General features: G+C 65.5%; 26 protein-coding genes, 1 tRNA gene and 1 other RNA gene. 12 read left to right on the forward strand and 16 right to left on the reverse strand.

What is annotated here, in order from left to right:
* Positions 1–11 precede the first annotated feature (11 nt).
* Complete coding sequence (locus tag Ga0609869_RS01050; RefSeq protein WP_125404303.1) at positions 12–1379, forward strand: aminotransferase; 1368 nt, start codon at positions 12–14, stop codon at positions 1377–1379.
* A gap of 24 nt (positions 1380–1403) precedes the next feature.
* On the opposite strand, the gene phaR is transcribed toward Ga0609869_RS01050, so the two are convergent.
* From phaR to phaC, 3 genes are all read right to left on the reverse strand, one after another.
* On the reverse strand, positions 1404–1940 hold the full coding sequence (phaR, locus tag Ga0609869_RS01055; protein WP_125404304.1) for a polyhydroxyalkanoate synthesis repressor PhaR: 537 nt from the start codon (positions 1938–1940) through the stop codon (positions 1404–1406).
* A gap of 147 nt (positions 1941–2087) precedes the next feature.
* Entirely contained in the window at positions 2088–2537 is a 450-nt protein-coding gene (locus Ga0609869_RS01060) for a phasin family protein (protein ID WP_125404305.1), read from the reverse strand.
* A gap of 134 nt (positions 2538–2671) precedes the next feature.
* Complete coding sequence (gene phaC, locus Ga0609869_RS01065; protein ID WP_125404306.1) at positions 2672–4465, reverse strand: class I poly(R)-hydroxyalkanoic acid synthase; 1794 nt, start codon at positions 4463–4465, stop codon at positions 2672–2674.
* 110 nt (positions 4466–4575) lie between these two features.
* On the opposite strand from phaC, the gene phaZ reads away from it, so the two are divergent.
* Entirely contained in the window at positions 4576–5841 is a 1266-nt protein-coding gene (phaZ, locus tag Ga0609869_RS01070; RefSeq protein ID WP_125404307.1) for a polyhydroxyalkanoate depolymerase, read from the forward strand.
* A 219-nt stretch (positions 5842–6060) separates the two neighbouring features.
* Here phaZ and Ga0609869_RS01075 read toward each other — a convergent pair whose 3' ends face one another.
* Positions 6061–6816 (reverse strand): alpha/beta fold hydrolase, encoded by a 756-nt coding sequence (locus Ga0609869_RS01075; RefSeq protein ID WP_125404308.1) that lies wholly within the window; start codon positions 6814–6816, stop codon positions 6061–6063.
* Positions 6817–6914: 98 nt separating this feature from the next.
* Between Ga0609869_RS01075 and Ga0609869_RS01080 the strand changes: the two genes are divergently transcribed.
* Together Ga0609869_RS01080 and Ga0609869_RS01085 are read left to right on the forward strand one after the other, a co-directional pair.
* Positions 6915–8021 carry a pyridoxal phosphate-dependent aminotransferase gene (locus tag Ga0609869_RS01080; protein ID WP_125404309.1) on the forward strand — a complete coding sequence of 369 codons (1107 nt, stop codon included), beginning with the start codon at positions 6915–6917 and terminating at the stop codon, positions 8019–8021.
* 85 nt (positions 8022–8106) lie between these two features.
* Complete coding sequence (locus tag Ga0609869_RS01085; RefSeq protein WP_125404310.1) at positions 8107–8583, forward strand: hypothetical protein; 477 nt, start codon at positions 8107–8109, stop codon at positions 8581–8583.
* On the opposite strand, the gene Ga0609869_RS01090 is transcribed toward Ga0609869_RS01085, so the two are convergent.
* The 3 genes from Ga0609869_RS01090 to Ga0609869_RS01100 are packed head-to-tail and all read right to left on the reverse strand — an operon-like array spanning position 8580 to position 11506.
* A complete protein-coding gene (locus Ga0609869_RS01090; RefSeq protein WP_369022826.1) occupies positions 8580–9158 on the reverse strand; it encodes a TadE/TadG family type IV pilus assembly protein in 579 nt (192 codons plus the stop codon). The genes Ga0609869_RS01085 and Ga0609869_RS01090 overlap by 4 nt on opposite strands.
* A gap of 15 nt (positions 9159–9173) precedes the next feature.
* The gene (locus Ga0609869_RS01095; protein WP_125404312.1) at positions 9174–9731 is read right to left on the reverse strand and encodes a TadE/TadG family type IV pilus assembly protein; all 558 of its coding nucleotides are present in this window, start codon (positions 9729–9731) and stop codon (positions 9174–9176) included.
* Positions 9728–11506 carry a TadE/TadG family type IV pilus assembly protein gene (locus Ga0609869_RS01100; RefSeq protein ID WP_170168790.1) on the reverse strand — a complete coding sequence of 593 codons (1779 nt, stop codon included), beginning with the start codon at positions 11504–11506 and terminating at the stop codon, positions 9728–9730. Before Ga0609869_RS01100 ends, Ga0609869_RS01095 begins: the two co-directional genes overlap by 4 nt.
* 343 nt (positions 11507–11849) lie before the next feature.
* Between Ga0609869_RS01100 and Ga0609869_RS01105 the strand changes: the two genes are divergently transcribed.
* The 5 genes from Ga0609869_RS01105 (at position 11850) to Ga0609869_RS01125 (ending at position 16259) form a co-directional block, all read left to right on the forward strand.
* Complete coding sequence (locus Ga0609869_RS01105) at positions 11850–13280, forward strand: Glu/Leu/Phe/Val family dehydrogenase (RefSeq protein ID WP_125404314.1); 1431 nt, start codon at positions 11850–11852, stop codon at positions 13278–13280.
* A gap of 142 nt (positions 13281–13422) precedes the next feature.
* The gene (locus Ga0609869_RS01110) at positions 13423–13851 is read left to right on the forward strand and encodes a TadE/TadG family type IV pilus assembly protein (RefSeq protein WP_125404315.1); all 429 of its coding nucleotides are present in this window, start codon (positions 13423–13425) and stop codon (positions 13849–13851) included.
* A 10-nt stretch (positions 13852–13861) separates the two neighbouring features.
* Entirely contained in the window at positions 13862–15181 is a 1320-nt protein-coding gene (locus Ga0609869_RS01115; protein ID WP_125404316.1) for a pilus assembly protein TadG-related protein, read from the forward strand.
* A 71-nt stretch (positions 15182–15252) separates the two neighbouring features.
* Positions 15253–15423, forward strand: a complete 171-nt coding sequence (locus Ga0609869_RS01120; protein WP_170168792.1) for a hypothetical protein — start codon at positions 15253–15255, stop codon at positions 15421–15423.
* Positions 15424–15866: 443 nt separating this feature from the next.
* Complete coding sequence (locus Ga0609869_RS01125) at positions 15867–16259, forward strand: DUF6858 family protein (protein WP_125404317.1); 393 nt, start codon at positions 15867–15869, stop codon at positions 16257–16259.
* A 360-nt stretch (positions 16260–16619) separates the two neighbouring features.
* On the opposite strand, the gene rpoH is transcribed toward Ga0609869_RS01125, so the two are convergent.
* Positions 16620–17516 carry an RNA polymerase sigma factor RpoH gene (gene rpoH, locus Ga0609869_RS01130; RefSeq protein WP_125404318.1) on the reverse strand — a complete coding sequence of 299 codons (897 nt, stop codon included), beginning with the start codon at positions 17514–17516 and terminating at the stop codon, positions 16620–16622.
* Positions 17517–17642: 126 nt separating this feature from the next.
* The gene (locus Ga0609869_RS01135; RefSeq protein WP_125404319.1) at positions 17643–18701 is read right to left on the reverse strand and encodes an RluA family pseudouridine synthase; all 1059 of its coding nucleotides are present in this window, start codon (positions 18699–18701) and stop codon (positions 17643–17645) included.
* Here Ga0609869_RS01135 and Ga0609869_RS01140 point away from each other — a divergent pair.
* The gene (locus Ga0609869_RS01140; RefSeq protein ID WP_125404320.1) at positions 18700–19014 is read left to right on the forward strand and encodes a DUF6476 family protein; all 315 of its coding nucleotides are present in this window, start codon (positions 18700–18702) and stop codon (positions 19012–19014) included. The genes Ga0609869_RS01135 and Ga0609869_RS01140 overlap by 2 nt on opposite strands.
* Here the strand turns inward: Ga0609869_RS01140 and Ga0609869_RS01145 are convergent.
* From Ga0609869_RS01145 to Ga0609869_RS01155, 3 genes are all read right to left on the reverse strand, one after another.
* Positions 19011–19625, reverse strand: coding sequence for a CDP-alcohol phosphatidyltransferase family protein (locus Ga0609869_RS01145; RefSeq protein ID WP_125404321.1), 615 nt, complete (start codon positions 19623–19625; stop codon positions 19011–19013). The genes Ga0609869_RS01140 and Ga0609869_RS01145 overlap by 4 nt on opposite strands.
* A 92-nt stretch (positions 19626–19717) precedes the next feature.
* Positions 19718–19794: transfer RNA gene (locus Ga0609869_RS01150), tRNA-His, on the reverse strand.
* Positions 19795–19842: 48 nt separating this feature from the next.
* On the reverse strand, positions 19843–20334 hold the full coding sequence (locus Ga0609869_RS01155; RefSeq protein WP_125404322.1) for a GNAT family N-acetyltransferase: 492 nt from the start codon (positions 20332–20334) through the stop codon (positions 19843–19845).
* 145 nt (positions 20335–20479) lie between these two features.
* Here Ga0609869_RS01155 and Ga0609869_RS01160 point away from each other — a divergent pair, with 145 nt between their 5' ends.
* A complete protein-coding gene (locus tag Ga0609869_RS01160) occupies positions 20480–20686 on the forward strand; it encodes a DUF6324 family protein (RefSeq protein WP_125404323.1) in 207 nt (68 codons plus the stop codon).
* Here the strand turns inward: Ga0609869_RS01160 and Ga0609869_RS01165 are convergent.
* The gene (locus Ga0609869_RS01165) at positions 20664–21119 is read right to left on the reverse strand and encodes an MmcB family DNA repair protein (protein WP_125404324.1); all 456 of its coding nucleotides are present in this window, start codon (positions 21117–21119) and stop codon (positions 20664–20666) included. The genes Ga0609869_RS01160 and Ga0609869_RS01165 overlap by 23 nt on opposite strands.
* A gap of 77 nt (positions 21120–21196) precedes the next feature.
* Between Ga0609869_RS01165 and ssrS the strand changes: the two genes are divergently transcribed.
* Positions 21197–21354, forward strand: a non-coding RNA gene (gene ssrS, locus Ga0609869_RS18345) — 6S RNA.
* Between the two features lie 69 nt (positions 21355–21423).
* On the opposite strand, the gene Ga0609869_RS01170 is transcribed toward ssrS, so the two are convergent.
* The 3 genes from Ga0609869_RS01170 to Ga0609869_RS01180 all read right to left on the reverse strand — a co-directional run bounded on the left by Ga0609869_RS01170 (position 21424) and on the right by Ga0609869_RS01180 (position 22971).
* Entirely contained in the window at positions 21424–21744 is a 321-nt protein-coding gene (locus Ga0609869_RS01170; RefSeq protein WP_125404325.1) for a hypothetical protein, read from the reverse strand.
* 217 nt (positions 21745–21961) lie between these two features.
* Complete coding sequence (gene nusB, locus Ga0609869_RS01175; protein ID WP_125404326.1) at positions 21962–22435, reverse strand: transcription antitermination factor NusB; 474 nt, start codon at positions 22433–22435, stop codon at positions 21962–21964.
* Positions 22432–22971, reverse strand: coding sequence for a 6,7-dimethyl-8-ribityllumazine synthase (locus Ga0609869_RS01180; protein WP_125404327.1), 540 nt, complete (start codon positions 22969–22971; stop codon positions 22432–22434). Before Ga0609869_RS01180 ends, nusB begins: the two co-directional genes overlap by 4 nt.
* Between the last annotated feature and the right edge of the window lies 1 nt (position 22972).

The raw sequence follows: 22972 nt of genomic DNA on the forward strand, positions 1-22972 counted from the left end.
AAGGACCGGCGATGCCCGACACCGCCCCGACGAGTTGGCCCGCCCGCGCCGAAGCCAGCAGTTTCTTCGGCTTCACCGACCTGCCCTCGGTGCGCGAGCGCGGCACCGTGGTTCTGACCCGCGGCGAGGGGCCTTACGTGATCGACAGCGAGGGCCGGCGCTATCTCGACGCCAATTCGGGGCTTTGGAACATGGTCGCGGGGTTCGACCACGCCGGCCTCGCCCAAGCCGCAAAGGCGCAATACGACCGTTTTCCGGGCTATCATTCCTTTTTCGGGCGGATGTCAGACCAGACCGTGATGCTCAGCGAAAAACTGGTCGAGGTCTCGCCGTTTCCGCGCGGCCGCGTCTTCTACACCAATTCCGGGTCCGAGGCGAACGACACGCTGGTCAAGATGCTGTGGTTCCTGGGCCGCGCCGAGGGCGCCCCCGAGCGGCGCAAGATCCTGACGCGGGTGAACGGCTATCACGGGGTGACGGTCGCTGCGGCCTCGATGACCGGCAAGCCCTACAACGCGCTTTTCGGCCTGCCGCTGCCAGGCTTCCTGCATCTCACCTGCCCGCATTACTGGCGCGAGGGCGGACCCGGCGAAAGCGAGGCGGCGTTTACCGCGCGGCTGGCGGACGAACTGGAAGAGGTGATCGCACGCGAAGGCGCCGAGACCATCGCCGGCTTCTTCGCCGAGCCGGTGATCGGCGCGGGCGGCGTGATCCCGCCGCCGGAGGGCTATTTCCAGGCCATCGGGCCGATCCTGAAACGCCACGGCATCCCGCTGATCTCGGACGAGGTGATCTGCGGATTCGGGCGCACCGGCGAGGTCTGGGGCTGCGAGAGCTACGATTTCACGCCCGACGCCATCGTCGCCTCCAAGGCGCTGACGGCGGGCTACTTCCCGATGGGCGCGGTGATCCTGGGGCCCGACCTGGCCGACCGGATGCAGGCGGCCTCGGAGGCGGTCGAGGAATTCCCCCACGGCTTTACCGCCTCGGGCCACCCGGTGGGCTGCGCCATCGCGCTGAAAGCCATCGACGTGATCCTTAACGAGGGGCTGCTCGACAATGTCCGCGCCCTGACGCCGCAATTCGAGGCCGGGCTCGCGCGGCTGGCCGAGCACCGCAATATCGGCGAATGGCGGGGACGCGGGCTGATGGGCGCGCTTGAGGCCGTGGCGGACAAGGCGACCAAGACCCCCTTCCCCGCCGAGCTGTCGGTCAGCGAGCGCGTCGCCAATGCCTGTACCGATCACGGTCTGATCTGCCGCCCGCTGGGCCAGTCGATCGTGCTTTGCCCGCCCTTCATCATGACCGAAGCCCAGATGGACGAGATGTTCGAAAAGCTGGAGGCGTCGCTCGAACGGGTCTTCGCCGAGGTCGCCTGAGCGCCTCGCCAGCCGGGCGGCGTCCTATTCGTTAATTTTGGAAAGCTTGTCCTGCAACTCGGCAAGCTGCTGCTTGATCTCCGCGAGATCCTCTTCGGACTCTTTCTCGGGAGTCGAGCTAGGTGCCCAGCCCCCGGTCATCGCCTTGAGGAACGCTTCTTGCTGGGCCTGCATCGCCTCGAAGCCCGGCACCGCCGCCATCGGGTTCATCTTGCCCATGTTCTGCATCATCTTCGACTGCCCGTCGCGGAGCATCTCGAAGCTGGCGGCCAGGAATTGCGGAACGATGGAATTGGCCGAGGTCGTGTAGCTGCGCACCAGGTCGGTCAGAACCGCGATCGGCAGCACGCTTTCGCCCTTGCTCTCGTGCTCGGCGATGATCTGCAACAGGTACTGGCGCGTGAGGTCGTCGCCGCTTTTCAGGTCGATGATCTGCACCTCGCGCCCGTCGCGGATGAACCGCGCGATATCCTCGAGCGTGACGTAGTCGCTGGTCTCGGTGTTATAAAGCCGGCGGCTGGCATAGCGCTTGATCAGCAGCGGCGGTCGATCGTCGGACACAGGGCGGGCCTCCCTCGGCATAAGCATGCATATTGCAGCGCAGCAGAGCTTAGGCGCTGCGGACGCAAAAAGAAAGGGCGGGCAAAAGATGCCCGCCCCAGAAATCCCGCCGGCGGGGAGGACGCCGGCAGTATTTCATCGGGTCGCTTACTTCGCCGCGGCGCTGGCTTTCTTGGCAACAGCGGTGGCCTCGTCGGTGGCCTTCTTCATCGCGGCGGTCGCGTCTTCCGAGAAGTCCTTGCCGGCGGCCAGCATCAGCTCGACGGTTTCCATCTGGACCTTCTTGGCGACCTCGGCGAAGGCGGCCATGTTCTCGGCGGTCATCTCGGCACTGGCCGAGGCGAAGTCGGTCATCGCCTTGGAATAGTCGGTCGGCTCTTCCTTGACGGTGGTCAGGGCGCCCATCTTGGTGATGGTTTCCTTGGTCCACTTCGAGGAGATCTCGGTCGACTTCTCAGCGGCTTCGAGCGCCACTTTCGACATCTTCTCACCCAGGGCCGCCGAGGTTTTGAAGGCGTCCTGCATGGCGTGCATGTCCATCGGGAGCGAGGACATCATGTCTTGCATCATCTTGGTGAAATCTTGCGGGTTGGCCATTTTCATTTCTCCTGACTGGCGCGACCGCTCTGTGTCGTCGCGCGTTGTTCATTACGCAAGAGAAATACATGCTGCAGCGCAGCATTTCAACCCCTTTTGCTGCGTCGCAGCATAAAAATTTGCGCTGGAGGCGGTCAGCTTTGATCGGAAGGCAGAACGTACGTGCCCGGCGCGGGGGCCAGCACCCGATGTCCCGCATCGCCCGGAACGCGCGCCGGCACCTGCTTGCCCGAGCGCCGTTTCAGCCACGCGCCCCAGCGCGGCCACCACGAGCCCTCGTTATAGGTCGCGCCCTCTTTCCACGCGCCGGGCTCGTCCAGCGGGCCGTCCGACGTGTAATGGCCGTATTTCTTCTTCCAGGGCGGGTTCACGATGCCCGCGATATGGCCCGATTCCGACAGGATGAAGGTCTTGTCCCGGCTGCCCATCTGCTTGATCCCGTTAAAGCTCGACCGCCAGGCGGCGATATGGTCGCTCTCGCAGGCGACCGCGCAGAGCGGGATCTTGATGTCCTTCAGCGTGGGGGTGTCACCGCAGATCTCGAAACAGCCGCGCGCGAGACGGTCCTCCTGGCAAAGCCCGCGCAGGTATTCCACCACCATGCGCGCCGGCAGGTTGGTCGAATCGCCGTTCCAGAAGAGCAGGTCGAAGGCCGGCGGCGACTCGCCCATCATGTAGCTGCGGATCGCGGGGCCATAGATCAGATCGTTCGAGCGCAGGAAGGAAAACGTGCGCGACATGAAGAAGCTGCTGAGATAGCCCTCCTGCTTGACCTCGCGCTCGATCCCGTCGATGAAATCGTCGTTGAGAAACACCCCGACTTCGCCCTGGTCGGAAAAATCGGTGAGCGTGGTGAAGAAGGTGGCCGATCGCACCGAGGAATCGCCCCGCTTGGCCATCAGGCCCAGCGCCAGCGCCAGCGTGGTGCCGGCGATGCAATAGCCCACCACGTTGACCTTGTCCTGCCCGGTGATCGCCTTCACCTCGCGGATCGCCTCGAAGTAGCCCTCTTCGATATAGGTATCCATGCCCACATCGGCATAATCGGGGCCGGGGTTGACCCAGGAGACCACGAATAGCGTGAAGCCCTGGTCGACGATCCACTTGATCAGCGAATTCTTCTCTTTCAGGTCGAGAATGTAGAACTTGTTGATCCAGGGCGGGAAGATGATCAGCGGCTGGGCATGCACGGTCTCGGTGGTGGGCGCATACTGGATCAGTTCGAACATCCGGTTGCGGTAGATCACCGCACCCTCGCTGGTCGCCAGATTCTCGCCCACGCGAAAGGCTTTCTTGTCGGCGAGCGATACCAGGATCTCGCCTTCGTTGGCCTCGATGTCGCGCACCAGGTTCTCCAGCCCGCGCACCAGCGACTGGCCATCGGTCTCGACCGCGCGCGACAGCGCCTCGGGGTTGGTGCCCAGGAAATTGGTCGGCGAAAACATATCGACGATCTGGCGCGTGAAATATTCCACGCGCCTGCGTTCGGCCGGCTCCAGCCCCTCGATTTCGGCGGCCGCCTTGGTGACCGCCTCGGCGCTCATAATGTATTGTTGCTTGATATAATTGAAATAAGGATGGGTCTGCCAAAGCGGGCTGGAAAACCGCCGGTCCGACGGCGTGTTGTCGGGCGGGGCCTGCAGCTTGCCGCTGGCCAGCGCCTGCTGTGCCTCGACGTAGTGCTTCAGCGCCTTGCCCCAGTAAGAGACCTGATGTTCGATCAGCTTGGAGGGGTTCTGCATCATTTCGGCGACGTAGGCGGCGGCCGCCTTCATGAACAAATCCTGCCCAGGCCCCTGCAGGTTGGGGTCGATCTGGCGCTTCTTCGAAAGCGCGTTGACCAGCCTCTCGGATAGCTCTTCGATCTTGGACAAATTCTCGTTCAGGCGTTCCAGATTGGTGCCCGGCACATCTTCCTCAGTTGTCACGGCCGAAAATCCCCCCTAGTTTCGCATGCGCAGCATGAAGTCGCCATGTTCTCGAGTATAGTGGCGAAAGCGCCGGGCCGCAGCCCCGCTGCGTGAAAAAGGAGTGGCGAATGAAGTACATGGCGACCTATGATCTCATGGAAAGCGCCCGCAACACCAATCAGTGGCTGGGCGCATCTGCCCTCGCGCTGGGCTCATATCCCATCACCGGGCTTGTGCCCAACCCCTTTTTCCAGATCATTGCCGCCTGGGGCGAGATCACCGAGCGCACCTTTTCGCGGATGGTGGCCAAGCCCGATTGGAACATCCAGACGGTGGTGGGCGCCGATGGCCGTGATCACATCGTGTCGGTGGAGCATCTGGTCAAACGGCCCTTCGGAGACCTGATCCAGTTCAAGGTGCATGGCCGGCCGGAAAAGGCACGGCGCGTGCTGCTGGTGGCGCCGATGTCGGGCCACTACGCCACGCTTCTGCGCTCGACCGTGGCAAGCCTGTTGCCCGATTGCGAGGTGTTCATCACCGACTGGCACAACGCGCGCGACATCCCCGTATCGGCCGGCAAGTTCGACGTCGAGGATTACACGCTCTACCTCGTCGATTTCCTGCGCCACCTGGGCCCCGATACCCATGTCATCGCGGTCTGCCAGCCCGCGCCGCTGGCGCTGGCCGCAACCGCCTACCTGGCCGAAGAGGACCCCTCGGCCCAGCCCCGGTCGCTGACGCTGATCGGCGGGCCCATCGACCCCGACGCCGCGGCCACCGACGTGACCGATTTCGGCCGGCGCGTGACCATGGGCCAGCTGGAACAGTTCGTGATCCAGCGGGTGGGGTTCAAATACGCGGGCGTCGGCCGGCTGGTCTATCCGGGGCTTTTGCAGCTCGCCTCTTTCATGTCGATGAACAGCGAGCGCCACAGCCAGGCCTTTACCGAGCAGATCCTCAAGGCCGCCAAGGGCGAGGCGGGCGACCACGACAGGCACAACCGCTTTTACGACGAATATCTCGCGGTGATGGACATGACGGCCGAGTTCTACCTCTCGACCGTCGAGCGGGTATTCAAGAATCGCGAGATCGCGCAGAACGCCTTTGTCGTGGACGGCAACAAGGTGGATATCGCCGCGATTACCGATGTCGCGGTCAAGACCGTAGAGGGCGCCGATGACGACATTTCGGCCCCCGGCCAGTGCGTCGCCGCGCTCGACCTGCTGACCGGTCTGCCGGATGAAAAGAAAGCCAGCCATGTCGAGCCCGGCGCGGGCCACTACGGCATCTTCGCCGGCCGGAGCTGGCGCAACAACATCCGCCCGCTCGTGCTCGATTTCATCGACGCCAATGCCGGCCGGCCGCGCCGCACCCCGCGACTGAGGAGCGTCTGATCGCCCGCGCCCGGCCGCAGCGCCGGGCGGACGGCGCCGGATCGCGTATTTTTACAACGGCCGCGCGGCGATTGCGCCCCGATCCGCTGAACATTCGATTCGTGCAAGCAGCGCCCCGGCGTAGCATGAAGGATGCATCGCAAGGCGTTGTTTTAAAATGACGCAGGCGGCGCGCACATTGGCGCCAGTGCGAAAAGAGACAAACCTGCACCGCGCCGCTCAGGCCGTTGCCGGCACTATTGAGGCAAGCGTTTGCGTGACCAGGTCCAGGTTTTCCGGCGCCGAGAACCGGTGATCCGCGCCCTTGACCAGGGTCAGCCGGATATCCTCGCCCTCGGCATGATCGAGCAGGCGCAGCGCCACCGACACATCGACATCTGCATCGGCCGTGCCCTGCAAGAGCCGCACGGGCATTTGCAGCGGCAGCGGCGCGCGCAGCACCAGGTGCCCGCGCCCATCCTCGATCAGGCGCCGCGTGATGATGTAGGGCGCGTCGGAGTAGTCCGAGGGCAGCGCGACATGGCCCTCGGCCTCCAGCGCCGCGCGCTGGTCCGCATCGAACCCGGCCCACATCGAATCCTCGGTAAAATCGGGGGCCGCGGCGATACCGACGAGCCCCGCCACCTTTTCCGGCATGGCGCGGGCCAGCAATAGCGCGATCCAGCCCCCCATGGACGAGCCCACCAGCACCTGCGGCCCCTCGGTCAGCTGCGTCAGCGCGGCCTGCGCGTCCGCCGCCCAGTCGCCGATGCAGCCCTCGGTGAAGCCGCCCGAGGACTGGCCATGCCCCGAATAGTCGAAGCGCAGAAAGGCCCGGCCTTCGGCCCGCGACCAGCCCTCGAGGTGCAGTGCCTTGGTTCCCTCCATGTCGGAAGCGAACCCGCCGAGAAACACCACGCCGGGACCGGCGCCGACGGTCTTGTGATAGGCCAGCTTGCGGCCGGTGTCGGTGGTCAGATAGCTCGGTGTGTGCATCTCGCCCCCTTTCGCGGTGTCGCCCGACCCTATCGCGCGCGGCGGCGCCCGCAAGCCCCGCCCTTGCCGGGGCCGGGCTTTTGCGTTTTGCTCCGTCCATGACCGGACCGCGCCTGACCCCCCTCGCCCAAAGCCTGCCCGCCTCGGTGCCCTTCGTGGGGCCGGAAACCCAGGAACGCGCCCGCGGGCGGCCTTTCCGTGCCCGCCTTGGCGCCAATGAAAGCCTGTTCGGCCCCTCGCCCAAGGCAATCGCCGCCATGCAGCAGGCCGCTGCCGAGGCGTGGAAATACGGCGACGCGCAAAACCACGACCTGCGCGCGGTGCTGGCCGCCGATTTGGGCGTGCCGCCCGAAACGATCATGGTCGGCGAAGGGATCGACGGGTTGCTGGGTTATCTCGTGCGTCTCCTGGTCGCGCCGGGCGATGCGGTGGTCACCTCCGAGGGGGCCTATCCGACCTTCAACTACCACGTGGCCGGCTTCGGCGGGGTGCTGCACAAGGTGCCGTTTGCGGGCGACCACGAGGACCCCGAGGCTCTGATCGCGAAAGCGGCGGAGACCGGTGCCAAGATCGTCTACCTGTCGAACCCCGACAACCCGATGGGCACATGGCACGATGCAGGCCGCGTGCAGGCGATGATCGATGCAGTGCCGCCGGGCACGCTGTTGATGCTGGACGAGGCCTATATCGAGTTCGCGCCCGAGGGCACCGCGCCGCCGCTCGACCCCGCCGACCCGCGGGTCATCCGGATGCGCACCTTTTCCAAGGCGCAGGGGCTGGCGGGCGCGCGGGTGGGCTATGCCATCGGCGCGGCGCCGCTGATCGAGGCGTTTCACAAGATCCGCAACCATTTCGGCATGTGCCGCGTCAGCCAGGCAGGGGCGCTGGCCGCGTGGGGCGACAAGGAATGGCTGGCCCATGTGCAGGGCGAGGTCGCGCGCGGGCGGCAGGAGATCGCCCGCATCGCCCGCGCCAACGGGCTAACCCCCCTGCCCTCGGCCACCAATTTCGTCACCATCGACTGCGGAGGCGACGGCGCGCTGGCCCGCCGGGTGCTGGAAGAGCTGACCGCGCGCGACGTGTTCGTGCGCATGCCGGGCGTGGCCCCTCTCGACCGGTGTGTCCGCGTCTCGGTGGGCGATGCGCAGGCGCTGGCGGTGCTGGCCGAGGAGCTGCCCGCCGCGCTGGCCGCGGCGCGGGGCTGAGCCACGGCGCGGCTTGCGTCCGGGCCCCGGCTTGGGCATTGTCCGTGCGCCCGTCAAGCGGGCGACTGGCAGAAGGAGACCCGCCTTGTCGGAAGTTCTGGCGCGGCTCAACGTGGCCGCCCCGCGGCGCTATTTCGGGCTGGCCATGCTCTTGGCGTTGGCGGGCGTCGCGCTTTACGTCGCCTTTTCCACGCCGTCGGCGGCCATCGGCCTCCAGCTCTTCCTGCTGGCGGTGGGCGGCGGCGCGCTGTGGCTGAGCGTGGCGATGCACCGCGCCACCGCGCGCGATCTGCGGCTGACCGATGAGGGCCTCTTCGACAGCGAGGGCCGGGTTCTGGCCCTGCTCGACGATATCGAGGCGGTGGAACGGGGCATGTTCGCAATGAAGCCTTCGAATGGCTTCGTTCTGCGCCTCAAGACCCCCGGCACGCGGGCCTGGGCGCCGGGCGTCTGGTGGCGGCTGGGCCGGCACGTGGGCGTCGGCGGCGTCACCGCGGCGGGACAGGGCAAGGCGATGTCCGAAATCCTGATGCTGGCCCTGTCAGAACGCCGCGCGCCCTAGCTGGTGCCGCCATCGTCCCAGTCGAGCTTGGGCACGAATCGGGGCCGCGTGACAATGAAATTGTCGTAGACCCGGTCGGACAGGCCGCCCGTAAAGGGCGACTCGTAGTCCATGAAGGTTTCGACCACGATCACGCGGTCGCCCGCCGGCATGATCGGAATCTGGTCGCCGACGCGCGATTCGAGGTTGTCGCTGTCATTGGTATCGGTCGAATAGCCCTCGATCGCGCCGGTGGCGTAGGACCAGTCGGCAAAGAGCACCCGGCCGGTGTCGTCGGCGCCGCAGTTCGCGCTGCATCTCAGCAGCGAGACGCGGATATAGCTGTCGCCGTCGGACGAGCCGGTCATGTATTGAAAGACGTCGTCGAGCCCTTCCATATAGTCCGCATCCACCGTGCCCATCTCGCGGCTGAGAAGATCGCTGAGCGCGTAGGCCGCCTTGAGGTTCACGTTCCGCTCGTTGAACGCGTCGAAATAGGCGTAGCTCGCCACGAACCACCAGACCAGCAGCGGCAGGATGATCACCGCCTCGACAGTGACCGAGCCCTTGGTGTCGCGGGAAAAACGGGACAGCATGTGCCTGGGCATTTCTCAGCTCCCTGCGGCGGGTTCGTTGACGAAGGTCGAGGTCGAGATCAGCGCGTAGCCGCCATCGTCGGTCTGCGACAGCTGCAGGCCCAGCCCCGTGCCCGGAAAGAACGGATCGGCCTTGACGCAGGCGCGCACCAGCATCAGCTCGTTTTCCGGCCCCTGAAGAAAGCTCGTCATCGGCTGGATCGGCTCGTCGCGGTTCACGCAGGTGGCGGCGGGGCTGGGCAGATCCCAGGTGGTCTTGGGGATCGCGCGCAGTTCGACCATCAGTACCTCGTTGCACTGCGGGATGATGCCGGCGCGGTCGCAGACGATCTGCTTGAACTCGTCATGCTCGATATTCGGCCAGCGCCCCAGGCGCAGGCCACGCACGGCCATATCCAGCGCACGCTCCAGCATCACCTGGCGGGTCATCAAGAGCGCCGACTCGAAGCAGGACAGCATCAGCGTGATAAACACCGGAAACAGGATCACGAACTCGATCGTGGCGTTGCCGTCGTCGCGCCCGAACCATCGGAACAGGCGCGACAGGGGCCGAAATTTGCCAGGCCGTGTCATTGCGTCAGCCTCAGCTGGTTGATCGAGGTGGCGATGGTGCCGAACACCTCGGCCAGGTTGGTGCCGTCGGCGCTGAAGAAGTGGTTGGGCGTCGTAGCGCAGTAGGACAGCACGGCCTCGGCGGCGTCGATGCCGTCGGTCTCGAAGCCGATGGAATAGATCACCACGTCTTCGTCCTTGGCCTCGTCGCAGATATTGCGAAGCTGGGCGTCCTTGGTTTCGTATTGGTCCACCGTCCAGGGCGTGTCATGCCACGAGTAACGGTCGTACCATTCGGTCGGGAAGCGGGCGAAAAGCTCGGGGAAGGACAGCTCGCGCGCATCGCCGGGCTGCTCGACCGTCTCGACGGTGGTCTCGTATTCGGAGCAGTACCGGCGCCAGCTCCACCACGGGTTGTACCATCTGACGCAGACCCGCGTCTCGGTGATGTCCGTGCCGTCGCCAAAGGGCGTCTCGTGCCATGTCGAGCCGTTGTAGTTGATATTGTCGCCGTCATCGTCGACGTAAACGTATGCCGGGTCGCCGTCGGCATCGCGGCCGGGATGGTAGACCGAGTAGATCTCGTCGGTGCTGGTGTTTTCGTACACGCCCGAGGGGCCGTCGCGGTAGGCGTCCTTGAGCAGGTGCAGCTTGGTGTTCTGACCGTCGGTCATAAGCACCAGCACCTTCATGCCGTTCTCGGTGCCATAGTCGTAGGGGCGGCCGCGGAAGGCCGGATCGATCAGGGGCGTGACCGGGCTTCCCTCGTCGTCGATCGACGCGGTCAGCTCGTCGACTGCGCTTTGGACCGAGGGATCCAGCAGCAGCGTGCCCCATTTCGCGGCGAGGTCGATCGACGTCCAGCCGCCGGCGCTGAGCTGGTCGATATAGCCGATCGCCTCTTCGTGGTCCTCGACGAAGGGCCGCACGGTGCGCCAATCGTCATCGGTCTGGCAGATCAGGTCGGGGTCGTTATCCTGCACGCGGCTGCGGTTCGACGAATAGCGGTCGAAATGACCCGCGCGGTCGAGCGGCGTGATGTCGGACATGGCCAGCTCGGTGAAATCGTCGCCGCGGAAGATCAGGCAGTGCGAATAGTTATGCTCTGTCGAGACGTTGAGCGCATCCAGCAGCCGCTCGCTGCCCACGACCTGCTCGGAATACGGGATCAGCGAAACCGACACCTTGCCCGGATCGACCGAGCATTCTTCCTCGCCGCTGCTCGCGTCGTAGGTGCCGCGGGAACGGTCGGGGTGGCACTGGATGAAGTAGACGAAATCCTTGGCCGCCTCGCGCAACTCGTAGATCTTGCTGCGCCCGGTAGAGGACGAATTGCCCATCGAGCCCGACACGTCGAGAATGAGAGACACCTCGAGGTTGGTGATGCCCTCTTCGGCGGCGCCGAAGGCGGCGGCCTCGATCGAGTCGATCCCGGTCATGTTCAGGAACATCGTGTCGACATTGGCCCGCGCCAGCGCCGAGACGCGGCGGTAGCTGAGGCTGCCGGCAGCCACGGAGTTCAGCACGGTCACATCGTCCGCGTCGAGATATTCGCCCAGGCCCGCCTTGTCGAAATAGTCGAGAACCACTTCGGTGGCATCCGCAGAGTTGTCGAGGTCGGCGGCGGCCAGCACGGCCCGGTCGACGGTGTTTTGAAGGGTGGTGCGCTGGGTCTCGAACCGCATGATGTCGATCGCCATGCCGGCGAACACAAGCATCATGATGAACATGATCAGCGAAAAGATGATCAGCGACCCGTCCTCGTTGCGGCCGAAACCGCGCAACCTCGAGGCCATTCCGGCGTCTCTCGCGCATTCGCTCCGCATCGTCCCAATCCTTTCTCAAAACAACTTTGGGTCGACAAACCGTGTCACCGGCCCGCCGCATACATTCCGCCCCCAATTCCGAATTTCCTCTTCATATATGACCCGAATAGGGCGTCGGCAGGGAGAGTTTTCGCTTACAGCGCTTTGATTCGGGCCAATTCCTGAGATCGCGCCGCATTGTCGGTCGCGCTGAGACAACTCAGCCCCCCGCGTCCGATGGTCACGGATCGGGGGTGTCTTGAAAGGGCATCCGGCGTAGGCTTTCGGCAAGATCGATTCGCCCCGCAACCGCGGTTACGGCAGGGAGGAAGAGATGGCCGACGGCGCCGAGCCGAGCTTTCGCGACTCGGTCGATCTGATGTTCAGCCGCGCGGTCGCCCTGATGGATCTGCCGCCCGGGCTGGAAGAAAAGATCCGCGTGTGCAACGCCACCTACACCGTGCGCTTCGGGGTACGCCTGCGCGGCAAGATCGAGACCTTCACCGGCTACCGCGCCGTCCATTCCGAGCACATGGAGCCGGTCAAGGGCGGCATTCGCTACGCCTTGGCCGTGGACCAGGACGAGGTCGAGGCGCTGGCCGCGCTGATGACCTACAAATGCGCGCTGGTCGAGGCGCCCTTCGGCGGCTCGAAGGGCGGGCTGTGCATCGACCCGCGCGAGTGGGACGAGCACGAGCTGGAACAGATCACCCGCCGCTTCGCCTACGAGCTGGTCAAGCGCGACCTGATCCACCCCAGCCAGAACGTGCCCGCCCCCGACATGGGCACCGGCGCCCGCGAGATGGCCTGGATCGCCGACCAGTACCAGCGGATGCACACCACCGACATCAACGCGCGCGCCTGCGTCACCGGCAAGCCGCCCCATGCCGGCGGCATCGCCGGCCGTATCGAGGCCACCGGGCGCGGCGTGCAATACGCCCTGCGCGAGTTCTTCCGCCACCCCGCAGACCTGGCCCATGCCGGGCTTGACGGCACGCTCGACGGAAAGCGGGTGATCGTGCAGGGGCTGGGCAACGTGGGCTACCACGCGGCCAGGTTCCTGTCGGGCGAGGACGGCGCCAGGATCGTCGGCATCATCGAGCGCGACGGCGGGCTTTACAACGCCGACGGGCTGAACGTGGACGCCGTGCGCGACTGGATCGGCGCCATGAGCGGCGTGCAGGGCTGCCCCGAAGGTCAATACGTGGGCAACGGCGCGGCCCTGCTGGAAGAGGATTGCGACATCCTGATCCCCGCGGCGCTGGAGGGTGTCATCAGCCGCGAGAACGCCGCCCGCATCAAGGCGCCGCTGATCATCGAGGCCGCGAACGGCCCGATCACCGCCGCGGCCGACGAGATCCTGCGCGACCGGGGCACCGTCATCATTCCCGACCTTTTCGCCAATGCCGGCGGCGTGACCGTCTCTTATTTCGAGTGGGTCAAGAACCTCAGCCATATCCGATTCGGCCGGATGCAGCGCCGGCAGGAAGAGGCCCGCCACCAGTTGGTGGTGAACGAGATGGAAAGGCTGTCGCAGATGCTGGGCAATAGCTGGAGCCTGTCGCCCGATTTCAAGGAACGCTACCTGCGCGGTGCCGACGAGCTGGAGCTGGTTCGCTCGGGCCTCGATGACACGATGCGCGCCGCCTATCAGTCGATGCGCGAAGTCTGGCATGCGCGCAGCGATGTGGGCGATCTGAGAATGGCGGCATACGTGGTCGCCATCGACCGCGTCGCCGCCAGCTATCGCGCCAAGGGGCTGTAGGTCGGCCACCGCAATCCGGCCCTGTTGCAGCCGCAAACTCCGCCTTTTTCCGTCAATTCCCAATTCCCGCCATAATTCTGCCGCCAGTTGGCTGGATGTTGGCCCGGATTTGCTCCAATTCGCATCAATCCGAGGCAAAACCATGTTTCTGAAACATCTGTCTCCCAAGTCCATGCCGGCTCCGCGGTGGCTCGCCCGCTTCGCGCGCGAAGACCGTGGCAACGCGACGATCGAGTCGCTGATGTGGATGCCGATCTTTTTGGCCGCCTTCGTGCTGGTCGTCGACGTGTCGATGATCTTCAACGGCCAGACGATGGTGCTGCGCACCGTGCAGGACGCCAACCGCAACATGTCGATCGGGCGGCTGCGCACCACCGAAGAGGTGACCGCCTTTATCGAAAGCGGTGTCGCCGGCTTTGCCCCCAACGCCCGCGCCGAATCCGCCATCGTGTCGGGCGCGGTGATCTCGCGCGTGTCGGTGCCGGCCTCCGACCTCGTGGCGACCAACTGGTTCAACGCCTTCACGAACCTGGACGTGACCGTCCAGTCCGAGCACCTGATCGAGTATTGAGGATAGGTCAATGAACGCGAAGAAAGCCACGCTTCGCGGACCCGAGCGATTTGTCCGCGACGAAGAGGGCGGGATGCTGGCCTACGGGCTGACCGCCTTGCTGGGTATGCTGATCTTTGGCGGCCTCGCCGTGGATGTCGGCAATGCCTATGCCGTGCGCACCCACCTGGCGATCGCCGCCGACTCGGCGGCCCATGCCGCCATCTACACCCGCGAATTGCAAAGCGAGGACGTCGCCAAGCAACGCGCCCTCGAGGTCTTCGAGGTCGCCCTGCCGCCAGAGCAGTACGGCACGATCCTGACGGTTGACGACATCGAGTTCGGCACTTGGGACGAAGCCACCCGCGTCTTTACCCCCAGCCCCTATTCCAAGCAGGCCGTGCGCGTGCTGGCCGAGCGCAGCAGCCAGCGGAACAACTCGGTCGGCACCTTTCTGTTGGGCCTGGCCGGGCTCGATTCCTGGGACGTGCGGCGCGATTCGATCTTTCAGACCTACATGCCGACCTGCCTGCGCGAAGGCTTCGTCGCCGAAGAGATCGTCGATGTGCAGTCGAACAACGCCTACACCAACGGCTTCTGCATCCACTCGAACACCCATGTCGAGGTGAACCAGAGCAACTACTTCGCCGAGAACACCATCGTGTCGATGCCCGACCGGTCCGATCTGGTGCTGCCGGAATCGGGATTCGAATCGAACGATGGCCTTGCCGAGGCGCTGCGCGACGGGGCCTACCGGCTGCGCATTCTCGACCGGCTCGCCGAAATCATGGAGGGGCTCGATGACCCGAGCTCGGGCTACATGCCCGACTATATCGTCTCGTCGGTGCCCATCGAACTGCCCTCGCGCAACGTCAGCGACGCCGATTTCACCCCAGGCCGCATCCACACCTATACCTGCAGCGGCCCGCACAAGCTGAAGGTCGCCAATGGCAGCTTCCTCAACGAGATCGTGATCGACACCAACTGCCCGGTCGAGCTGGGCCAGGGCACCATCCTCGACAACGCGATCATCGCCACCAGCAACACCACCGTCGATTCGATCAGCGCGCCGGCGCAGGTTCAGATCGGCCGCGACGACAACTGCGCCCCCGACGGCGGCGCGCAGCTCGTGACCCTCGGCGGCATCTCGTTCCCCTCGCAGATGCGCGTCTATGGCGGCCAGATGCTGGCCATGGACGATATCGAGTTCTCGGCAGAGGCCAACGGGATCGAAGGCGCATCCTTCATCTCGGGCGGCACCATCTCGGGCACCTCCAACATGACCATGGGCTTTTGCGGCAGCGGCATGGAGGACAATTTCGAGGCCTCCTATTTCCGCCTGACCGGCTGAGGCCGACGGGATTTTGACTGACAGCCCGGCCGGGGCTGCGCTAGCATGTCTGCGAAAACGCGAGGCATGCCATGCGCGAGCGCCCGGTCAGGCCAGTCGAGAACTACACCAAGCCGTTTCTGGTGATGGCCTATGTGGTGGTCTTCACGCTGTTGCTGCTGGTCTGGGATATCTGGGGCTATGCCACTGCGCTGATTTTGGGGGTGTCGGGGATCGGCCTTCTGCGGCTCTGGCGGCGCTAGAGCCCGACCGCAGTCGCAAAATCCTCCAACTGCCTGTTTTCCGGGGGCGAAGCAAACCTCGGGATGGCAACCCGGCAAGGGGGGCGCTGCCCGCCGTCCTTCGGCCTTCCCCGGGATATTTGGAGCCAGAAGTAAGACCTGTCTGCTTCTTCTTGGCGAAAATACGCCCGCGGGCCGCCAGTACCGCGCAATTGATCCGAGTGACAGTCGCGCCAGGCTAGCGCCGCCGGCGCGACGCCTTGCCAAAGCGAGGCGACACCCAATGCCCCTAATGGTCTCGGAGCGTCGTCGGGCTGTCCCGGCCCGTCATGGGCCGCGCCACGGCCTCACATCCGCGTGATGCACCAAGCTATCCCATCGCTTTTCCTGCATCCAACATGCATCTATTCCCCAATGGGGTTCCTCGCCTCAGTCCCCTCACAGAAAAGATTCGAGATCGCGCCATGAAACATTCCCTCCTTATGGAAAAATATCCCTTCTTCGACATCGACATCCCGAAATCGGAGACAAGCTGCGCAACGGTCGACGACATCCTGGCCAAGCTGAAGGGAAAGATCGACGCCCACCCCAAGGTCGCCTACATCGCCACCTTCGACCATTTCAGCCACACCAAGTCGATCGACGGCACCATCGCCGAGGGCATCGAGGACGCGCGCAACATCGTCTTCTGCTTCGGCGTGGCGTTGCCCAACCCCCATGTGCTGTCGGTTCGCCCGCGCTCGATCGGCGTGGCCGACATGGGCAGCTATTTCCACATCTCCTTCATGGAGCCGCCGATGGAAGTGGCCACCAAGGAAATGGAAGCCTGGTGCAAGGCGCTGGCCGACAAGGCCTGAGCCCGCAGCGCACTCGATCGGCCGCTCCGCTGGTGGCACTCACAGCCCTTCTTGCTGGCCATGTGCCGGACGAAGCAGAGCGAGCGATGCGACCGGGCAAGGGGGGCGCTGCCCCCCGTCCTTCGGACTCCCCCCGGGATATTTGGGGCCAGAAGAAGCAGGCAGCGGGGTCTTCCGGCTAAAAAATCTTGGGATCGCCAGTGTCGCGCCATTGGTCCGAAAGACCGTTGCGGCGGGGCGTGCCCACCACTTGGTCGCCACGCGCAGCGCAGCGAAACCAAATGGTCACAAAGGGATCCAGGCGAACCGGTCCGATTTCGCGTCATCTGCCCGTTGGGTCTCGGCGCCGGTTCCGCGCCCCTATGCCGCCGGCAGCATCCCCTTGTCGCGGGCCAGCTCGGTCATCCGCTTCTGCAGCTTTTCAAAGGCGCGCACCTCGATCTGGCGGATGCGTTCGCGGCTGACGTCGTAGACGCCCGACAGCTCTTCCAGCGTGACCGGGGTCTCTTTCAGCCGGCGCTGCATCAGGATGTCCTTCTCGCGGTCGTTCAGAACGTCCATCGCCTTGACCAGCAATTCGCGCCGGCTGTCCAGCTCGTCCTTTTCGGCATAATCGTTGGCCTGGTCGGCGCCCTCGTCCTCCAGCCAGTCCAGCCACTGGGTCGCGCCGTCGTCGTCGCTGCCGATGGTGGCGTTCAGCGAGGCATCGCCCCCCGACAGCCGCCGGTTCATCGAGATCACTTCCTCCTCGGTCACGTTGAGGTCATGGGCGATCCGTTTCACGTTCTCGGGCCGCAGGTCGCCGTCTTCCAGCGCGCCGATCCGGCTTTTGGCCTTGCGGAGGTTGAAAAACAGCTTCTTCTGCGCCGAGGTGGTGCCAAGCTTGACCAGGCTCCAAGAGCGCAGGATGTATTCCTGGATGCTGGCGCGGATCCACCACATCGCATAGGTCGCCAGGCGGAACCCCTTTTCGGGGTCGAACCGCTTGACCGCCTGCATCAGGCCGACATTCGCCTCGGAAATCACCTCGGCCTGCGGCAGGCCGTAGCCGCGATAGCCCATGGCGATCTTGGCCGCGAGCCGCAGGTGCGACGTGACCAGCTGGTGCGCCGCCTCGGTGTCCTGATGGTCCACCCAGCGCTTGGCCAGCATGTATTCCTGTTCGGGCTCCAGCAGGGGAAACTTGCGGATCTCCTGCAGGTACCTGTTCAGCCCCTGCTCCGGGGACGGGGCGGGAAGGTTGGCATATGTGCTCATGTCTGTCCCTTTGAACTCCCTGTAGTTGGGTCTGAATCTAGAAACTGAACCGCTCAGTTCAAGTTACGCCGATTCACATCATTGCACGAAGCCTGTGCGGATTTCCGTCGAAATCGGCCGAATATGTCACTCGATCACAGAGCTTTGCGCCTCTGTTTCACCCCCGAGCGCCGCCTGCAACACCTGCATATCCAAGGGCAAGGCACTGGAGAAAATCAACCTTTTCCCGTCTTCAGGGTGAACGAAGCCCAAAGTCGCCGCGTGAAGCGCCTGACGGGGGAATTTCGCCGCGGCCTCGACCGCGGCCTCGCCCAGGGCGCGCGCCGGCAGGCGCCGCCGCCCGCCATAAACCGGGTCCCCGATCAGTCCGTGCCCCGCATGGGCCATGTGCACGCGTATCTGATGGGTGCGCCCGGTCTCCAGCCAACAGGCAATCCGTGCCGCCGCGCCGGGCCGGCCGAACGCTTCCTCCACCCGAAACCGGGTCACGGCATGGCGCCCGCCCGCGGCCAGCACCGCCTGGCGCTGCCGGTCGGTGCGGTGCCGCCCGATCTGCGTGGCGATGCGAAAGACGCCGCCCGCCTCAACGCTCAGCCCCGGCACGCCCCTCAGCCGTGCGTCGGCCGCGTCGGGCAGACCATGTACGAAGGCCATGTATTCGCGCTCCACCGAATGCGCCGCGAATTGCGCGGCCAGCCCCGCATGTGCGCGGTCGGTCTTGGCGACGACCAGCAATCCGCTCGTGTCCTTGTCGATCCGGTGCACGATGCCCGGCCGCTTTTCCCCGCCGATCCCCGACAGGCTCTCGCCGCAATGGGCCAGCAGCGCGTTGACCAGCGTCCCCGAGCCCGCCCCGGGCGCGGGATGCACCACCATGCCCGCCGGCTTGTCGATCACGATAAGCGCCGCATCCTCGTAGACCACCGCCAGCGGAATGTTTTCGGCCAGCGCCGCGACCTCGGCCGGCGCGGCCAGCGCGATCTCGATCACCTCGCCCTCGGCCACCTTGGCCTTGGCATCGCGCAGCACCGCGCCCCCGCGCCGCACCTCGCCCGACGCGATCGCCTTGGCCAGGCGTGAGCGCGACAGCCCCGCCGCCTCTGGCACATCGCGCGCCAGCGCCTTATCAAGACGCGCGGGCGGATTGGGCCCGATGGTGACCGTGAACCGGCGAGGCGTGGACATGGACGAAACTCCGCAGACGGAGGACCTGCCCCCGAATCTGAAAATCTTGCGCGTGCTCGTCACCGTACTGATGGTGACGATGATTGCCGGGTTTCTAGTGATCGTCGTGCTCTTTGTCATCCGTATGCCGGGGGGTGCGCCGACCGCCCTGCCCGACACCGTCGCCCTGCCCGAGGGCACCCGGGCCAGCGCGGTCACTTACGGGCCGGGCTGGTACGCGGTGGTGACCGAAGACCAGCGCATTTTGATCTATGACGCCGAAACCGGCGCGCTGACCCAGACGGTCGAGATCACCGCAGGCGACACACCCTAGCGCACGGCCGGAAACACCCGCCGCGCCAACAGCACCCGCGCCCCCGCGGTAACAAAGCACAGCGTGCCGAAGGCCCAGGCCAGCGGCGCGAACCAGCCGGGCCAGAGGCAAAGCGCCACGAAAAACGCGATGGTCTCGGTCCCCTCCAGCAGCCCCCCGGTGAAGTAGAGCGACTTCACCCCCCGCGCCCGCGTCTCCATCTTGCGCCGCTCGGCCAGGATGGCAAAGGCCAGAAAGGTTGCCCCGTTGAAATAGAAACTGGTCAGCAGAAACGCCCCCGCCGCCCCGTTCGCCGCGGGGTCCAACAGCACAAACCCCAGCGGCACCGCGCCGTAGACCAGGAAATCGCTGGTGATATCGAGAAATCCGCCGAAATCCGTCTTGGCGCTCGCCCGCGCCACCGCCCCGTCCAGACCGTCGGCCAGCCGGCTCGCCAGCAGCGGCACCAGCGCCAGCCCCGGCGCCCCCAGCGCGATCGTCAACGCCGCGACCAGCCCCAGCGCCAGGCCCGCCAGCGTCACCGCATCGGCCCCGACGCCGCGCCCTGCCAGCAGCCGGCCGGCACGGGCCAGCGGCGGGTCGATCACCTTGCGCATCGCAGCGTCCAGCATCGCAATCCTCCCGGTTGCTCACGACAACTTCCAGCGCGAAACGGCCCCGCTGGCAAGGGGCCCGGCGCAAACGTGAGAGGGATGTGAAGGGATGGTACCGCCTCCCCGGCTTGAACGGGGGACCTCTGGATCCACAATCCAGCGCTCTAACCAACTGAGCTAAGGCGGCACTGTTCGGGCGATTTAGCGCCAGCAAGGCCCGATTGCAAGCCCGGTTTCAGCGCGCAAGGTCGATCTCCCAGCCCTGCTCGACAAGATCGCAGCCGAAATTCCGCACCGGCGTCGTGCTCACCATCCGGAACCCGTAACCGGCATAAAGCGCGCAAGCGGCCCGATGGCTTTCATGGGTCCAGAGCGTCATCCGGGCATAGCCGCGCGCGCGCGCATAATCGAGGCAAAGCCGCAACAGGCGCGCGCCCAGCCCCCGCCCCCGGGCCTCGGGCTCCACGAAAAACAGCCTCAGCTTCGCCTCCCCCGGCGCCGCGCCCTTGACGCAAAAGATCGAGCCCAGCCGCCGCTCGCCGGCATGGGCGATCCAGGCCCGCTCGCACGCCGGGTCGCGGCCCGCCACGTGGTCCAGCAGGATTTGCGCCACCAGCGGCTCGAAGCTGGCATCGAACCCCTCCGCCTGTGCATAAAGCTCGGCATGGCGCTGGATCAGCCAGCCCATGTCGCCGATGCCGAGGTCGCGGAATCCGATCTCCTCCATAGCCTTAAAAGCCGCCCGCGCCGGTCTTCCGTCAACCCCGCGGCTTCTTCTTGGCGAAAATACCCAATGGCGCAGCGCCGCCGGCCCTTGCCCCGGACCGGACGGCGCGCTATCGCAAATGCCCCAAGCGCAAGGAAGACCAGCCATGGGCATCGACAAGCAAAGCGATATAGCCGCCAATCTCCAGATCGGGCCGACCAGTCTGGGCATGGTCCGCCTCTATATCGAGGGCGACGGGGTCGAGCTTCCGCTCGATTTCGACCCGGACGAGGCCGAAGAGATCGCCGAGGAAATCCGCGCCGCCGCCGCGCGCGCCCGCAAGATGGCCCCTACGGCGCCGAAAAAGGACTGATCCCCGGGTCGCGCAGCGCCTGCAGCCGCAGCGCGGCGTGGCGGGCGAATTTGCGCATCATCACCTTGCGCCGGGCGGGCGCCAGCCGCGCCTGCGCGCCCATACGCAGGATCTCGGCATCATAGCCGTCGGCCACCATCAGCCCGGTCTCGGCGGGCAGGATCTCGGTCGGGAAATCGCCGTCCACCGCCCAGAAGAACCGGTCGCACCAGTCGAGGTAGCCTTGCCACTTCTGGTCGGCGCGGAAATCGGCCAGGCCCGACTTGCACTCCACCACCCAGATCTCGTCCTTGGGGCCCAGCGCCATCACGTCGACGCGCAGCCCCGGCGCCGGCACCAACTCTTCTACGCAAGCGAAATCGAGGCTGCGCAGGTGGCGGCAGACACCGCGCGCCAGCAACTGGCCGGGCAGAAACCTGTCGGTCTCGGACATGGCCACAGCATGAACGTTACGTGAACATATGACAAGTCTTGCCGCGGGCGGGCAAAGCCCCTATCTCTGGCGGGTGGCGGGTTCTGCCCTTCTCGTGACGAGGTCGAATTCCGGTGGCCTTAAGCAAATCCGAGGGAGCTGGCTCTGTCCGGGTCCTGGCCCGGTTACCTGGTGCCCACCTGTATGAACAGGTCCTCGGGAATTAGTTGCCTCAACGGTTGTCGGCGGTCCCGCTGCTCCACACGCCAGACACAAAAACGGGCGGCCGCTTGGCCGCCCGTTGGCTTTCAAAGATGCGTCAGCTTCAGCGCGGCGGGCGCCGGTCGTTGCGCACAGGCACAGGCACCAGCACCTCGGACAGCACCGGTTCGGGCGCCCGGCGGCCGCCGGTGTCGTCGTCGCGGTCCTCGGCCATGCGCATGACAGCGATGCCGAACTGGACGCCGGAAAAAACGATGCCGTTCAGCGTGAACAAAAGCAGCGCGGCAAGCCAGCCCATCGAAACGTGGGTCACGAGGTGCCACAGATTGGCGACGTTGAAATAAAGAAGCAGCGCGGTAAACACCCCAGCCAGGGCGAAACCGATCAGCGATTGCAGGATATAAAGTCTGACAAGCTTGGGCATGGGTGCCTCCGTTACCTTACCCTGAAACTTAGTCATTCCTGGACGAAATCCAAGGAAAGAATCGCGCGCCGCCCCCGGCGGCGTCCCGGCTCATCCACGCTCGACACGTCTGCGCCGCTGCCGCCGGCCATCCCGGCAAGGCGCCCGAGGGCACGTTGACGGCACCGATCGACACGGGCGAGACGCGTGCCGCGCCGCAGGCAGGCGGGCGGGCCGCCTAGAACGCCTCGGGCCTGGCCTCGCGCGCCATGTGGTCCAACACGGCGTTGACGAATTTCGCCTCGCGCCCCTCGGGGAAGAATGCCTTGGCGACGTCCACGTATTCGGTGATCACCACCTTGGGCGGTGCCTCGCCCGCCACCAGTTCGGCGCCGGCGGCGCGAAACAGCGCCCTGAGGGTCGGGTCGATCCGGGCGATCGGCCATTTCGCCACCAGCGCCCGGTCGGTCATCTGGTCGATCTTCGCCTGCCGGGTGACCGCGCCTTCCAGCGTGGCGCGAAAGAGGTCGACATCGCCCTCGGCCAGTTCCTCGCCGTCCTCGTAGCCCACGCCAAAGCGCCAGTCCTCGAATTCGCGCCCGACCGCGTCCACGCCCTGGCCCGATTGCTCCATCTGAAACAGCGCCTGCACGGCATAAAGCCGCGCTGCCGAGCGCATCTGGCGCTTGTCGGTCTTGCGGGCGGTGGTCATGCGCGGTCGGTCCCTTCGGCGATCTGGAGGTTTTCCGAGGGTCGAAAGCCGACACCCTTGGTCGCACCGCCCCATTTGCGGCCCAGCGCGATCAGGTGCAGCGCGGCCGCCGCCGCGCCGCCGCCCTTGTTCATGTCCTCTGGATCGGCGCGGCGCATGGCCTGTTCGTGGGTTTCCACCGTCAGGATGCCGTTGCCGATCAGCGCACCCTGAAGCCCCAGCAGCATCAGCCCGCGCGAGCTGTCGTTGCACACGGTCTCGTAATGGCTGGTCTCGCCGCGGATCACGCAGCCCAGCGCGACATAGCCGTCGAAATTCGACATCCGGTGGGCCAGTGAAATCGCCGAGGGCAGCTCCAGCGCGCCGGGCACCTCGACCAGGTCGTGGGCCGCGCCGGCCTCGTCCAGCGTCGCCCGCGCCCCGGCGATCAGATTGTCGGCGATGTCGCGGTAGAACGGTGCGACCGCGATCAACAGCTTCACCGGCTTGTCGAATGCCGGCAGCGGCAGGATGTGGTGAGGGTCCTGGTCGGCCATG

The sequence above is a fragment of the Rhodovulum iodosum genome, from assembly GCF_041020385.1.
Taxonomy (GTDB): domain Bacteria; phylum Pseudomonadota; class Alphaproteobacteria; order Rhodobacterales; family Rhodobacteraceae; genus Rhodovulum; species Rhodovulum iodosum.